The organism is Streptomyces sp. Ru73, assembly GCF_002920575.1.
Lineage (GTDB): Bacteria > Actinomycetota > Actinomycetes > Streptomycetales > Streptomycetaceae > Streptomyces.
On record NZ_PQSQ01000141.1, the window covers coordinates 1 to 14398 of the forward strand.

The 14398-nt window shown below is 70.7% G+C and carries 12 protein-coding genes and 1 riboswitch; of the genes, 11 read left to right on the top strand and 1 reads right to left on the bottom strand.

Going from position 1 to position 14398, the window contains the following annotated elements; genetic code table 11:
• Positions 1 to 163 precede the first annotated feature (163 nt).
• From C3486_RS34240 to C3486_RS34285, 10 genes are all read left to right on the top strand, one after another.
• Complete coding sequence (locus C3486_RS34240) at positions 164 to 772, top strand: CDP-alcohol phosphatidyltransferase family protein (protein WP_103836764.1); 609 nt, start codon at positions 164 to 166, stop codon at positions 770 to 772.
• A gap of 111 nt (positions 773 to 883) precedes the next feature.
• Entirely contained in the window at positions 884 to 3379 is a 2496-nt protein-coding gene (locus C3486_RS34245; RefSeq protein WP_103836765.1) for a mannose-1-phosphate guanyltransferase, read from the top strand.
• Between the two features lie 76 nt (positions 3380 to 3455).
• A complete protein-coding gene (locus tag C3486_RS34250) occupies positions 3456 to 4382 on the top strand; it encodes a DUF881 domain-containing protein (protein ID WP_181138790.1) in 927 nt (308 codons plus the stop codon).
• Positions 4379 to 4711 (top strand): small basic family protein, encoded by a 333-nt coding sequence (locus C3486_RS34255; RefSeq protein WP_003984969.1) that lies wholly within the window; start codon positions 4379 to 4381, stop codon positions 4709 to 4711. Before C3486_RS34250 ends, C3486_RS34255 begins: the two co-directional genes overlap by 4 nt.
• A 707-nt stretch (positions 4712 to 5418) precedes the next feature.
• Positions 5419 to 6345: a DUF881 domain-containing protein gene (locus C3486_RS34260; RefSeq protein ID WP_258053179.1), complete on the top strand. Its 927-nt coding sequence runs from the start codon at positions 5419 to 5421 to the stop codon at positions 6343 to 6345.
• Positions 6346 to 6784: 439 nt separating this feature from the next.
• Entirely contained in the window at positions 6785 to 7321 is a 537-nt protein-coding gene (locus tag C3486_RS38665) for an FHA domain-containing protein (protein ID WP_308461285.1), read from the top strand.
• Between the two features lie 17 nt (positions 7322 to 7338).
• The gene (locus C3486_RS34270) at positions 7339 to 8088 is read left to right on the top strand and encodes a MerR family transcriptional regulator (protein WP_103836768.1); all 750 of its coding nucleotides are present in this window, start codon (positions 7339 to 7341) and stop codon (positions 8086 to 8088) included.
• 76 nt (positions 8089 to 8164) lie between these two features.
• Positions 8165 to 8638: a bifunctional nuclease family protein gene (locus C3486_RS34275; protein ID WP_030263902.1), complete on the top strand. Its 474-nt coding sequence runs from the start codon at positions 8165 to 8167 to the stop codon at positions 8636 to 8638.
• Positions 8639 to 8856: 218 nt separating this feature from the next.
• Positions 8857 to 9474: a MerR family transcriptional regulator gene (locus tag C3486_RS34280; protein WP_103836769.1), complete on the top strand. Its 618-nt coding sequence runs from the start codon at positions 8857 to 8859 to the stop codon at positions 9472 to 9474.
• Between the two features lie 144 nt (positions 9475 to 9618).
• Positions 9619 to 11250: a DNA polymerase IV gene (locus tag C3486_RS34285; RefSeq protein ID WP_103836772.1), complete on the top strand. Its 1632-nt coding sequence runs from the start codon at positions 9619 to 9621 to the stop codon at positions 11248 to 11250.
• Here the strand turns inward: C3486_RS34285 and C3486_RS34290 are convergent.
• Entirely contained in the window at positions 11160 to 11543 is a 384-nt protein-coding gene (locus C3486_RS34290; RefSeq protein ID WP_103836770.1) for a PRC-barrel domain-containing protein, read from the bottom strand. The two genes, C3486_RS34285 and C3486_RS34290, sit on opposite strands and share 91 nt — an antisense overlap.
• A gap of 113 nt (positions 11544 to 11656) precedes the next feature.
• Positions 11657 to 11754, top strand: a riboswitch (glycine riboswitch).
• Positions 11755 to 11942: 188 nt separating this feature from the next.
• Here C3486_RS34290 and gcvP point away from each other — a divergent pair.
• Positions 11943 to 14398 (top strand): aminomethyl-transferring glycine dehydrogenase (gene gcvP, locus C3486_RS34295; RefSeq protein WP_103836773.1); only part of this gene is annotated, 2456 nt, incomplete at its 3' end.

The window sequence follows — 14398 nt, forward strand, 5'->3', positions numbered from 1 at the left end:
CCTGTCGTTCGGGCCGGCATTGCGTCTCGTTCGTTTCCGGTCACCGCCCGGCGGTGCCGGCCTGCCCGCCGGTGGCCGATACGGGGCCCGCGGTACGGGGGGACGAACCGGGCAGGTAAAGTCATGGGGCATCATCGCTACGTTTCCCACAGGAGGCCCACGGGTGGAGGTTCAGGAGACGCGGATCCAGACCGATCGCGTCCTCACCATCCCCAACATTCTGAGCATGGCTCGCCTGGTTGGCGTACCCGTGTTCCTGTGGCTCATCCTGTGGCCGGAATTCGGCGGTCCGAAGGCCGACGGCTGGGCCCTGCTGGTCCTGGCCCTGAGCGGTGTCAGCGACTATCTCGACGGTAAGCTCGCCCGTCGCTGGAATCAGATCAGCAGCCTGGGCCGCATTCTCGACCCGGCGGCCGACCGGCTCTACATACTGTCCACCCTGGTGGGGCTGACCTGGCGGGAGATCCTTCCGCTCTGGCTGACCATCGCGTTGCTCGCCCGCGAGCTGATGCTGCTGGTGGCCGTGGGATGGCTCAGCCGGCATCGGTACGGGCCGCCGCAGGTGAACTTCCTGGGCAAGGCGGCCACGTTCAACCTGATGTATGCGTTCCCGTTGCTGCTTCTCAGTGACGGAAGTGGCTGGCTGCATACACTCGCTGCTATTTTCGGATGGGCGTTCGCCGGATGGGGTACAACGCTCTACTGGTGGGCAGGAATCCTCTATGTGGTGCAGGTCCGCCGCATCATCAAGGCGGACACTGCGGCTGACTGAGCTCTCCTTAACCGGCAGGCGTGGCGGCCGGGTGCCCGACTCACGTAAGTGGGCTATCTGGACGGGTGAAGTCGGCTAGATCGTCGTCTCTTCGAGGAGGACGCTTCCGATATGAAGGCCGTTGTGATGGCGGGCGGCGAAGGCACGCGCCTTCGGCCCATGACTTCGAGCATGCCCAAGCCGCTGCTTCCGGTGGCGAACAGGCCGATCATGGAGCACGTGCTGCGGCTGTTGAAACGGCATGGCCTCAGTGAGACCGTAGTGACGGTTCAATTCCTGGCCTCACTGGTGCGCAACTATTTCGGTGATGGCGAAGAGCTCGGCATGGAGCTCACGTACGCCAATGAGGAAAAGCCGCTCGGCACCGCCGGCAGCGTCAAGAACGCCGAGGAGGCGCTCAAGGACGATGCCTTCCTGGTGATCTCGGGTGACGCGCTCACCGACTTCGACCTGACCGACCTGATCCGTTTCCACAAGGAGAAGGGCGCGCTCGTCACCGTCTGCCTGACGAGGGTTCCCAACCCGCTTGAATTTGGCATCACGATTGTCGATGAGGACGGAAAGGTCGAGCGGTTCCTGGAGAAGCCGACCTGGGGACAGGTTTTCTCCGACACCGTGAACACGGGCATCTACGTGATGGAGCCCGAGGTCTTCGACTACGTGGAACCGGATGTTCCGGTGGACTGGTCCGGCGATGTCTTCCCGCAGCTCATGAAGGAAGGCAAGCCCATCTACGGCTATGTCGCCGAGGGCTACTGGGAGGACGTCGGCACGCACGAGAGCTATGTGAAGGCGCAGGCCGACATCCTCGAAGGAAAAGTCGATGTCGATATCGACGGCTTCGAGATGTCGCCGGGTGTCTGGGTGGCGGAGGGCGCGGAGGTTCACCCGGACGCCGTATTGCGCGGCCCGCTCTACATCGGCGACTACGCGAAGGTCGAGGCCGGTGTCGAGCTGCGCGAGCACACCGTCGTCGGCTCGAATGTGGTCGTGAAGAGCGGTGCGTTCCTGCACAAGGCCGTGGTGCACGACAACGTGTACATCGGGGAGCAGTGCAACCTCCGCGGCTGCGTCATCGGAAAGAACACCGACGTGATGCGGGCCGCCCGTATCGAGGACGGCGCCGTCATCGGCGACGAGTGCCTCATCGGTGAGGAATCGATCGTCCAGGGCAACGTCCGCGTCTATCCGTTCAAGACGATCGAGGCGGGCGCATTCGTCAACACGTCGGTGATCTGGGAATCCCGCGGTCAGGCGCATCTCTTCGGCGCCCGCGGTGTTTCCGGAATCCTGAACGTGGAGATCACGCCCGAGCTGGCGGTGCGGCTCGCCGGGGCGTATGCGACGACCCTGAAGAAGGGCGCTTCGGTCACCACGGCCCGTGACCATTCCCGCGGTGCCCGGGCATTGAAGCGCGCGGTGATTTCCGCGCTGCAGGCGAGCGCCATCGACGTACGCGACCTCGAGAACGTGCCGCTGCCGGTGGCCCGTCAGCAGACGGCCAGGGGCAGCGCCGGCGGCATCATGATCCGTACGACGCCGGGTGTGCCGGACTCCGTGGACATCATGTTCTTCGACGAGCGGGGCGCGGACCTCTCGCAGGCCGGGCAGCGCAAGCTCGACCGCGTGTACGCGCGCCAGGAGTACCGACGCGCCTTCCCCGGCGAGATCGGAGACCTGCACTTCCCGTCCAGCGTCTTCGACTCGTACACCGGCTCGCTGCTGCGGTCCGTGGACACCACGGGTATCGCGGAGGCCGGCCTGAAGGTCGTCGTCGACGCGTCGAACGGCAGCGCGGGCCTGGTGCTGCCCAGCCTGCTCGGCCGGCTCGGCGTGGACTCGCTGACGATCAACCCGGGTCTCGACGAGTCGCGGCCCACGGAGACCGAGGACGCCCGGCGTTCCGGCCTCGTGCGGCTGGGCGAGATCGTGGCGTCGGCGCGTGCGGCCTTCGGTGTGCGCTTCGACCCCGTCGGTGAGCGGCTGTCGCTCGTCGACGAGCGGGGGCGGATCATCGAGGACGACCGTGCCCTGCTGGTCATGCTGGACCTGGTGGCGGCCGAGCGGCGCAGCGGGCGGGTGGCCCTGCCGGTGACCACGACCCGGATCGCCGAGCAGGTGGCGGCGTACCACGGCACGCAGGTGGAGTGGACGACCACCTCGCCCGACGACCTGACGCGGGTCGGCAGGGGTGACGACACCATCTTCGGCGGCGACGGCCGTGGTGGTTTCATCGTGCCCGAGTTCGCCAGCGTGTTCGATGGTTCGGCGGCCTTCGTGCGGCTCATCGGCCTGGTGGCCCGTACGCAGCTCACGCTGAGCCAGATTGACGCGCGTATCCCGCGCGCCCACGTGCAGAAGCGCGACCTGGCGACCCCGTGGGCGGTCAAGGGTCTCGTCATGCGGCACGTGGTCGAGGCGGCCGGCGACCGCTCGGTGGACACCACCGACGGCGTGCGGGTCGTCGAGGCCGACGGTCGGTGGGTACTGGTGCTGCCCGACCCGGCCGAGGCGGTCACCCACCTGTGGGCGGAGGGTCCGGACGAGGCCTCCGCGCAGCAGCTCCTGGACGAGTGGTCGTCCGTCGTGGACAGCGCGGGCCGCTGACCTCGTGCCCCACCGGCGCGTCCCGATTCGGCGCGCCGGTGGGGCCATTGGGAGACTGCGCCCCCGACGTGCGACGATGTGCGGCATGTCGCAGCAGCACCCCGAACGGAGCAGCCCCGGAAACGCTCCGCGCCCCGATGCCTCCATGTCGCTGCTGACCAATGTCATGGAGCACAGCCTCGACGACGGGTACGCCGAGGCGGCGGCCCGCAAGGCGGCGGAGGACGGTGGCCTGCCGCGCACGCTGCGGGCCAAGTTGGGCCTGGCGGCCGGGCTGGTGCTGGCCGCCCTCGTCGTCACGGTGGGCGCTGCCCAGGCGCGGATAGCGGCCCCCACCATGGCGAAGGAGCGCGAGGAGCTCATCGCCCGGATCGACCGGGGCACCGACAAGGCGGACCAGCTCCAGCAGCACGTCGACTCCCTCCGGGACGACGTCGGCGCCATTCAGCGCAAGGCGCTCAAGAAGAGCGACGGTGAGCGGGCCGACCTGCTGGCGTTGCTGTCCGGCTCCACGCAGGTCACGGGGCCGGGCGTGAAGCTGGTCGTGGACGACGCCAAGGAGGCGGAGGCCGGCGGTGGCGGCCCCCGGGAGAGCTCCGGCTTCTCCGACACCGGGCGGGTGCGCGACCGGGACATGCAGCGGGTCGTCAACGGGCTGTGGCAGTCCGGCGCGGAAGCCATCTCCGTCAACGGGCAGCGGCTCACGTCCCTCTCGGCGATCAGGGCGGCCGGAGACGCCATACTGGTCGACAACAAACCGCTGGCACCTCCGTATACGGTGCTGGCGGTGGGCGACGGGCAGCGCCTCAGCACCGCCTTCCAGGACAGTGCCGATGGGCAGTACCTGCACGTGCTGCAGCAGAACTACGGCGTCCGCACCAGGATTTCCACCGAGGGCGAGCTCACGCTGCCGCCCGCGCCGAGCTTGATCGTACGTACCGCACAGCCGAAGACCGGTGCCGAGCAGCCGGGTGGCACCGACACAGGGAAGGGCACATCGTGATCGCCGTACTGGGCCTCATCGTGGGAGTCGTGGTCGGACTTGTGGTCCGTCCCGTGGTGCCGACGGTGGTCGAGCCCTACCTGCCGATCGCTGTCGTCGCGGCGCTGGACGCCGTGTTCGGCGGTCTGAGGGCGATGCTGGACGGCATCTTCGACGACAAGGTCTTCGTCGTCTCCTTCCTGTCCAACGTGGTCGTCGCCGCACTCATCGTCTTCCTCGGGGACAAACTGGGCGTGGGTGCCCAACTCTCCACGGGTGTCGTCGTGGTGCTCGGTATCCGCATCTTCTCCAACGCCGCCGCGATTCGCCGGCACGTGTTCAGGGCGTGAGGCCGATGGCATCCGACGAGCACGACGAGACTCCGGAGCGCGGCGCGTCTTCGGACCAGGGGACCGCACCGGAAGGCGGCGCGTCCCCGAAGGGCGCGACGCCTCCCGAGAAGGACACCGCCCCCGAGGGCAGTGTGTCCCCGGAGGGCGACGAGTCGTCCGGGCACGAAGAAGCGGCGCCCGCAGCGCAGGAAGACGAGCGGCCCGCCGAGCGTGAGGGTGCGGCCGGCGCGCAGAAACGTCCCGCGGCGAGCGGAGACGGTGAGCCGGCCGCGGACCACGAGGGCGCGGAGCGCCGCGATGTCCCGGAGCGCCGCGAAACGCCCAAGGCGCCCGGGAAGCCCGCCTCGTCCGAGGCGGCCGAAGCCACTGGTACGTCCCGGGAGGCAGCACCTGAGGAGGTCGAGGACCGGCCCGCCCCGCCCACGAGGGGCACGACGCGCGGCGCCGGTGAGGGCGGCCCGCAGCGTCCCGGACCCGGCCGTCTTCAGGGACCCCTGCAGGGACCGCCTCAGGGGCGTCCGCTGCGCCCCGCGCCCGGGCAGGGCCGCCCGGCTCCCCAGGGACGTCCGCAAGGTCCCGGCCAGGGCGCCCCGTACGGCCCTCACGGCCCCGTACGCGGTCGTTCCCAGGGCCCGGCACGCGGACCCGTACCGGGCCGTCCGCAGGGCCCCGGCGGCCGTCCTGGGCCCTCGGGGCGGCTGCCCATGCCGCCCGAGCGGCAGGGTGCCGGCGGCGGCCCCCAGGGACCGCAGAGCGGTCATCCCGGCGGCGCGTCCGCAGGCCCCGAAGGCCATCGTCCCGCCCACCACGCCGCCCCCAAGGCGGGGCACCACGGCTCCGTACCGCCCGGACCGCCTCCCACGGGAGGGCAGACCTCCGGTGCGCCTTCGGAGTCGGACGGCGCGCCCCAGCTCACCGGCCGGGAGCGGCTGAAAGCCGGCCTGTGGCCGCCGCGGCTGAATCGGGCTCAATTGATTGCCGCCGTACTGCTGTTCATTCTCGGGCTGGGGCTCGCGATTCAGGTACGTTCCACCAGTGACAGCAGTGCGCTGCGCGGAGCGCGCCAGGAGGACCTGGTGCGCATCCTTGACGAGCTCGACGACCGCTCGCAGCGCCTGGAGGACGAGCAACGGCGGTTGGAAGGCCAGAAGACCGAGCTGGAGAACAGCTCGGACCAGGCCGAGGAGGCCCGTAAGCAGACGGTGGAAAAAGAACAGCAGCTCGGGGTGCTGGCCGGTACGGTGGCGGCCGAGGGGCCCGGCATCTCGCTCACGATCAACGACCCGTCCCGCTCCGTCGAGGCGGACAAGCTCCTGGACACGATCCAGGAGCTGCGCGCGGCCGGCGCGGAGGCCATTCAGGTCAACGACGTCCGTGTCGTGGCGAACACCTACGTCTCGGACGTGCGGGGCGGTGTGGAGATCGACGGGAAGCGGGTCGTGCAGCCCTTCCGCTTCAAGGTCATCGGCAAGCCCGAGGACCTGGAGCCGGCCCTGAACATCCCGGGCGGAGTCGTGCAGACATTGGAGAAGGAGCAGGCCACGGTGTCTGTGACCCGTCAGGACAAGATCGTCGTGGATGCCTTGCGCAAGGCGGAGCGGCCCGACTACGCGCGGTCGTCGTCGCAGTGAGGCGGGAACGTATGGCGAGGCGTGCGACGGGGCATGAGGTAGCCGGGGGTCGGCGCACCGCACAAGTGGTGCGTGGTGGAAACTGTGTGAAGGCCTCGGACGTTGAATGGATGTCCGGATCGGCCGGTGTGTGCATCGAGGGTTCGTCCTGCCCCACGGGCGGGTCTGTTTCGTTCAAGGGGAATCGCCCGTGAGTTTTTTTGCAAAGCTGTTCGGCAAGAGTGACCGCAAGGACGGCGGCAATGCCTCCGCGCGGCACGCAGCGCCGCGGCAGTCAGGTGAGCCGGCGGCCAATGAGGAGCGTCCGCTCTTCCGTGACGAGGTGGCCGGCCCGGCCGGTGGCACTTCCGGTGGTCAGCGGCCGGGTTCTGTTGACCCTGCCGCGTCCGCGCCCATAGGTTTCCAGGAACCATCAGCCGCTATGGGTGGAGGGTCCGCCTTGCCGGTTTGTACGAGGTGCGGGCACCGCAATGCCGAGGCGAGCCGGTTCTGCTCCAACTGCGGCGCGCCGCTGCGCGCCGGGGGGCAGGCCGAGCGTCCCTCCGAGACGACCTCGACCATCTCCATCTCGGGGATCGAGGCGTACGACGCGGAGACGACGGGGCAGACCCCGATGCCTTCGCTGTCCCCCGAGGCCCAGGCCGCCGTGGACGCGCTGCCGCTCGGCTCCGCGCTCCTCGTCGTCCGCCGGGGCCCCAACTCCGGCAGCCGCTTCCTGCTGGACAGCGACCTGACCACGGCGGGCCGCCATCCGCAGAGTGACATCTTCCTGGACGACGTGACGGTCTCCCGCAGCCACGTGGAGTTCCGCCGCGGCCAGGACGGCGGCTTCACCGTCACCGACGTCGGCAGCCTGAACGGCACCTACGTCAACCGTGAGCGGATCGACTCCGTGCCGCTCGCCAACGGCGACGAGGTGCAGATCGGCAAGTTCCGGCTGGTCTTCTACGCGAGCCAGCGGGCGGTCGGCATCTGACCCGCCAGGGAAGGCACATGCACCACACACCGTCGGGCGGTGCCGGGTCCTCCGGCACCGCCGCCGCGGGCGGCGAGCTGGTGAGCATCGGTACGGTGCTCAACCTGCTGCGCGACGAATTCCCCGAGGTCACGATCTCCAAGATCCGTTTCCTGGAGTCCGAGGGGCTGGTCGAGCCGCAGCGTACGCCGTCCGGGTACCGCAAGTTCAGCACGGAGGACGTGGAGCGGCTGGCGGGCGTGCTGCGCATGCAGCGCGACCACTACCTGCCGCTGAAGGTCATCCGTGAGCACCTGGACGCCGTGGCGCGCGGTGAGGACGTGCAGCTGCCGGCGCCCGCCACGGCGCCCAGGGAGCTGCTGGACGGCGTGCAGGAGCCGTCCGGTGAGCATCCGACGGCCGCCCGGATCGGCCGCGACGAGCTGCTGGCCGCCACTGAGGTGGACGAGTCCGAGCTCGCGGACTGGGAGGCGTACGGACTGCTCGCTCCGGCGTCCGACGGCGGGTACGACATCGAAGCCGTCACGGTTGCCAAGCTCGTCGCCGAGCTGGGCCGTTTCGGCCTGGAAGCGCGCCATCTGCGGGCGGTGAAGGCCGCCGCCGAGCGCGAGGCGGGCCTGATCGAGCAGGTCGTGGCGCCGTTGAAGCGGCACCGCAATCCGCAGACCAGGGCCCATGCGGAGGCCACGGCCAGGGAGCTGGCCACCCTCTCCGTACGACTTCATGCGGCCCTGGTCCAGGCCGCCCTCCACGTCCGGCTGCCGTGACCTTGGGCAGTCGGCCACCCCCGCCGAGGGGGTGCCCGACTATCCAAACCGGCCGGGCACGTCCTAGGGTTGCTGTGTGAACGAGCTCGACGTCGTGGGTGTCCGGGTGGAAATGCCTTCCAACCAACCGATCGTGCTGTTGCGCGAGGTGGGAGGCGACCGCTACCTGCCCATTTGGATCGGGCCCGGCGAGGCGACCGCCATCGCCTTCGCCCAGCAGGGCATGGCCCCTGCCAGGCCGCTGACGCACGACCTCTTCAAGGACGTGCTGGAGGCGGTGGGCCAGGAGCTGTCCCAGGTGCGCATCACGGACCTGCGGGAAGGTGTCTTCTACGCCGAGCTGGTCTTCGCCAGCGGTGTGGAGGTCAGCGCCCGCCCGTCCGACGCCATAGCGCTGGCGCTGCGCACGGGTACGCCGATCTACGGGACCGACGGGGTGCTGGACGATGCCGGCATCGCGATCCCGGACGAGCAGGAGGACGAGGTGGAGAAGTTCCGCGAGTTCCTCGACCAGATCTCGCCCGAGGATTTCGGGACCAACAGCCAGTAGGCAGGTGCGGACTCGCCGCCGGAAGGTGGCGTGCGGGGCGCACCAGAGCACGCCCGGCGCACAACCCACCACACATGCCCCGCATAAAGTCACGTGAAACCACTCGTAGGGTGATTATCACTCGGCGTGGCGAGCGCGGCGATCGTTGACGCACCCCGAGTGACTGCATACCGTCGATGAGGCAGGTCCCGTCCGGGACGTGGAGGACGGAGGTCGGCGTGGCAATCACCGGCGACGGTACGGCGGCGGGAGGGGCATTGCCGCTTCACAGTGGCGCAGCGAACCGTGCCCCGATAAACCGTGCCCCGGCACAGGCCGCAGGAAAGCCGGTAGGCCCGAGTACGGAGACCATCGGGTACCGGGGGCCGACGGCGTGTGCCGCCGCGGGCATCACCTATCGACAGCTGGACTACTGGGCGCGCACCGGCCTGGTCGAGCCCAGCGTGCGGCCCGCCTACGGGTCGGGCACCCAGCGGCTCTACAGCTTCCGGGACGTCGTCGTCCTGAAGATCGTGAAGCGGCTGCTGGACACCGGCGTCTCGCTCCAGAACATCCGCACGGCCGTGCAGCACCTCGCCTCGCGCGAGCTGTCCGACCTGGCGCAGATGACGCTGATGAGCGACGGCGCGACCGTGTACGAGTGCACCTCGCCCGACGAGGTCGTCGACCTGCTCCAGGGCGGCCAGGGCGTCTTCGGCATCGCCGTCGGCGTGGTCTGGCGGGACGTGGAGGCCGGGCTCGCGCAGCTGCACGGAGAGCGCGTGGACACCGGCGAGACCCTCGTCGGCCACAACCCCCACGACGAACTGGCGCGCCGCCGCAACCGCGCGGTCTGACGGCCCGGGCCCGGCGGACAACGGGCCCGCAGCGCCCTCCCGCGATCATTTCCGCAGGCCGGCCGGGGCCCTTCCTCGGCCCACCGGCGGCTCACCGGCCCGCCGGGCGGCCGATTGTCAGTGGCGTACGGCACCATCAGTGACGTGAGACGTGCGCCGACGATCCTGCATCTGGACATGGATGCGTTCTTCGCGGCCGCCGAGCAGGCGGCCAAGCCCAGCCTGCGCGGGAAGCCCGTGGTGGTGGGCGGCATCGGCGGGCGCGGCGTCGTCTCCACCGCGTCGTACGAGGCCCGCGTCTTCGGCGTCCGCTCGGCCATGCCCACCGCCCAGGCCCGCCGCCTCTGCCCGAACGCCGCGTATCTCGCCCCCCGCTTCCACGTGTACCGCGAGATCAGCGACAAGGTCATGGCCCTGCTCCACGAGCTGTCGCCCCTGGTCGAGCCGCTGAGCCTGGACGAGGCGTTCGTCGACCTGGAGGCCGGCGGGGTCGCCGACGACGCGCGCTCGGCCCGCGCGGTGGGGGAGCAGCTGCGCCGCGACATCCTCGCGGTCACGGGCCTGACCGGCTCGGTGGGCCTCGCGGGCGCCAAGATGCTGGCGAAGATCGCGTCCGAGCAGGCCAAGCCGGACGGCCTGGTGCTGATCGAGCCGGGCACCGAGCGGGAGCTGCTCGCGCCGATGAGCGTGCGGACGCTGCCCGGCGTCGGCCCGGCCACGGCCGAGGCGCTGCGCAAGGCGGGCATCCACACGGTCGCCGAGACCGCGGAGGCCGGCGAGGCGGAGCTGGTACGGCTGCTGGGCCGGGCGCACGGCACGGGGCTGTACGCCATGGCGCTCGGGCAGGACGACCGCCCGGTGGTCGCGGAGCGGGACGCCAAGTCGATCTCCGTCGAGGACACCTTCGAGGTGGACCTCACCGACCGCACACGGGTGCGCGCCGAGGTGATGCGGCTGGCGGACCGGTGCGTGCAGCGGCTGCGGGCGGCCGGGCGGTCCGGCCGTACGGTCGTGCTGAAGGTGCGCAACTACGACTTCTCCACCCTGACCAGGTCCGAGACCCAGCGTGGGCCGACGGACGACCCCGCGGTGGTGCGGGAGGCGGCCGGGCGGCTGCTGGAGCAGATCGACACGACGGGCGGGGTGCGGCTGCTCGGGGTGGGCGTGAGCGGCCTCGCCGACTTCACGCAGGAGGACCTTTTCGCGCAGGCGGCGACGGAGCGGGCGGCCGAGGAGGCGGCCAGGCTCGCCGAGGAGGCCGGTGCGGCTGCCGGTGCGCACGGGAGCGGTGGGACAGAAGCGCCTGAGGAGGCCCCTGAGCGCCCCCGGAGGTGGGTGCCGGGCCTGGACGTCGTCCATGCCGAGTACGGCCCTGGATGGGTCCAGGGAAGCGGTCTGGGGCGGGTCACCGTGCGATTCGAGCAGCCGTGGTCCGAGCCCGGCCGGGTCCGGACCTTCCCGGTGGACGATCCGGCGCTCTCCCCGGGGGAGCCGCTGCCCCTCGTGGGCGGCGGACCGGACGCGGCGAGGGCCGCGGAGGGCACGCCAGGTGTGCCGGACGGGCCGGCTGCGGCGGACGGCGACGGCGCAGCACTACCGCCGATATCCGAGGGCCGGGCCGCGCCCGAGGGCCAGGCCGTGCCCGATGGTCAGGCCATGCCCGGCGGCGGGGTCCCGGCCGCCGTTCAGTCCTCCGGTGAGCCCGCTATCCGCCCGAAGTCCCGGTCGGCGGAGCCGGCGGGCGCCGCGTCGGTCGCGGAGATATCCAGCCGGTAGTGGTGGTAGAGCTGGAGTTCCTGCTCGGGGGAGAGGTGCCGGCCCACCCCGAAGTCCGGCGCGTCCTTGATCAGCCTGCGCTCGTACGGAACGTGCAGCACGTCGTCGACCAGCTTGCTGGGCTCCAGCGGCACGAACGCGTCCCGGCTGAAGAGACCCGTACGGATCGCCGCCCACTCCGGCTCGCCGGTCGCGTCGTCCAGGTACACCTCGTCAATGGTGCCGATCTTGGTGCCGTGCCGGTCGAACGCCTTGCGGCCGATCAGACTGCGGGGATCGATGTCGGTCTGCACGGTTCCTCCTACCTGCCGGAACTGCCCTGTGGGACCTACGAAACGGCACAATTGCCACCCTGGCCACTCGAAGAGTGCCCACTGGCCACGCTGGTAGGCTGGTCAGCGATCGATGACCCCGTGCGGGAGAGCTCTCCGTCCCCCGGGCCGGAGGCGCCGAAGGAGCAACTCCTCCCCGGAATCTCTCAGGCACCCGTACCGCGCGGACGAGATCACTCTGGAAAGCAGGGTGGGCCACGGACCAGCGCAGTACCGGAGCCCCTCCTCACCGACGGTGAAAACCGGGCGTTGCGTACGTTCCGGTGAAGCTCTCAGGTTGAGATGACAGAGGGGGAGGCCGTCCGGGCACCCGCGCCGTGGTGCCCCTCGTAGGTCCCAGAGACCAGGAGGCCCCCGCAGATGACCACCCACCGCATCTCCCTGACCGAGCTGGAACGCGGCACCCCCTTCGAGCAGCGCCACATCGGCCCCGACCAGGCGTCCCAGGCCAAGATGCTGGCCCATATCGGCTTCGGCTCGCTGGATGAGCTCACCGCGGCCGCCGTCCCCGACGTGATCAAGAGCACGGAGGCGCTGGACCTGCCCCAGGGCCGCAGCGAAGCGGACGTCCTGGACGAGCTGCGGGGCCTCGCGGACCGCAACCGCGTGCTCTCCTCCATGATCGGCCTGGGCTACTACGGCACGTTCACCCCGCCGGTGATCCTGCGCAACGTCATGGAGAACCCGGCCTGGTACACCGCGTACACCCCGTACCAGCCGGAGATCTCGCAGGGCCGCCTGGAGGCGCTGCTCAACTTCCAGACCATGGTCGCCGACCTCACCGGCCTGCCCACCTCCGGCGCCTCCCTGCTGGACGAGGGCACCGCAGCGGCCGAGGCCATGGCGCTCGCCCGCCGCGTCGGCAAGGTCAAGAAGGGCGTCTTCCTCGTCGACGCCGACTGCCTCCCGCAGACCATCGCCGTCATAGAGACCCGCGCCGAGCCCACCGGCGTCGAGGTCGTCGTCGCCGACCTGAGCGACGGCATCCCCGCGGAGATCGCCGAGCGTGGCGTCTTCGGCGTGCTGCTGCAGTACCCCGGCGCCTCCGGAGCGGTCCGCGACCCCCGCGCCCTCATCGAACAGGCTCACGAACTTGGCGCGATCGTGACCATCGCCGCCGACCTGCTGGCCCTGACCCTCCTCACCTCGCCCGGAGAACTGGGCGCCGACATCGCCATCGGCACCACCCAGCGCTTCGGCGTCCCGATGGGCTTCGGCGGCCCGCACGCCGGCTACATGGCCGTCCGCGAGAAGTTCGCCCGCAGCCTCCCCGGCCGCCTGGTCGGCGTCTCCGTCGACGCCGACGGCAACAAGGCCTACCGCCTGGCCCTCCAGACCCGCGAGCAGCACATCCGCCGCGAGAAGGCCACCAGCAACATCTGCACCGCGCAGGTCCTCCTCGCCGTCATGGCCGGCATGTACGCCGTCTACCACGGCCCCGAGGGCCTGGCCGCGATCGCCCGCCGCACCCACCGCTACGCCACGATCCTCGCCGAGGGCCTGCGCACCGGCGGCATCGAGGTGCTGCACGGTACGTACTTCGACACCCTCACCGCGCGCGTCCCCGGCCGCGCCGCCGAGATCGTCGCCGCGGCGCGCGAGGCCGGCGTCAACCTCCGCCAGGTCGACGCCGACCTGGTCGGCATCGCCTGCGACGAGACCACCGGGCGCGCCCAGCTCACCGCCGTACTCGGCGCCTTCGGCGTCCAGGGCGACATCGAGCAGCTCGACGCGGCCGCCGCCGACGCGCTGCCCGAGTCCCTGCTGCGCACCGACGACTACCTCGCCCACCCGGTCTTCCACCAGCACCGCTCCGAGACCGCGATGCTGCGCTACCTGCGCACCCTCGCCGACCGCGACTACGCGCTGGACCGCGGCATGATCCCGCTCGGCTCCTGCACGATGAAGCTGAACGCCACCACCGAGATGGAGCCGGTGACCTGGCCGCAGTTCGGCCAGCTGCACCCCTTCGCGCCGGTCGACCAGGCCCAGGGCTACCTCACCCTCATCCAGGAACTGGAGGAGCGCCTCGCCGTCGTCACCGGCTACGACAAGGTCTCCCTCCAGCCCAACGCCGGCTCCCAGGGCGAACTCGCGGGCCTGCTCGCCGTCCGCGCGTACCACCGCGCCAACGGCGACGAGCAGCGCACCGTCTGCCTCATCCCGTCCTCCGCGCACGGCACCAACGCGGCCAGCGCCGTGATGGCCGGCATGAAGGTCGTCGTCGTCAAGACCGGCGAGAACGGCGAGGTCGACGCCGACGACCTGCACGCCAAGATCGAGCAGTACCGCGACGAGCTGGCCGTCCTGATGGTCACCTACCCGTCCACCCACGGCGTGTTCGAGGAGCACATCACCCAGATCTGCGCGGCCGTGCACGACGCCGGCGGCCAGGTCTACGTGGACGGCGCCAACCTCAACGCGCTGGTCGGCGTCGCCGAACCGGGCAAGTTCGGCGGCGACGTCTCGCACCTGAACCTGCACAAGACCTTCTGCATCCCACACGGCGGCGGCGGCCCCGGCGTCGGCCCGGTCGGCGTGCGCGCGCACCTCGCGCCGTACCTCCCCAACCACCCGCTCCAGCCCACCGCAGGCCCCGAGACCGGCGTCGGCCCGATCTCCGCCGCGCCCTGGGGCTCGGCCGGCATCCTGCCGATCTCCTGGGCGTACGTCCGGCTCATGGGCGGCGAGGGCCTGAAGCGCGCCACCCAGGTCGCGGTGCTCTCCGCCAACTACATCGCCAAGCGCCTCGAGCCGCACTACCCCGTGCTCTACACCGGCCCCGGCGGCCTGGTCGCGCACGAGTGCATCATCGA

Bases quoted from the DNA above. Each gene is read 5' to 3' on its own strand.
- C3486_RS34245 (WP_103836765.1), top strand. From the start codon at position 884: ATGAAGGCCGTTGTGATGGCGGGCGGCGAAGGCACGCGCCTTCGGCCC.
- C3486_RS34250 (WP_181138790.1), top strand. From the start codon at position 3,456: ATGTGCGGCATGTCGCAGCAGCACCCCGAACGGAGCAGCCCCGGAAAC.
- C3486_RS34260 (WP_258053179.1), top strand. From the start codon at position 5,419: ATGCCGCCCGAGCGGCAGGGTGCCGGCGGCGGCCCCCAGGGACCGCAG.
- C3486_RS34270 (WP_103836768.1), top strand. From the start codon at position 7,339: ATGCACCACACACCGTCGGGCGGTGCCGGGTCCTCCGGCACCGCCGCC.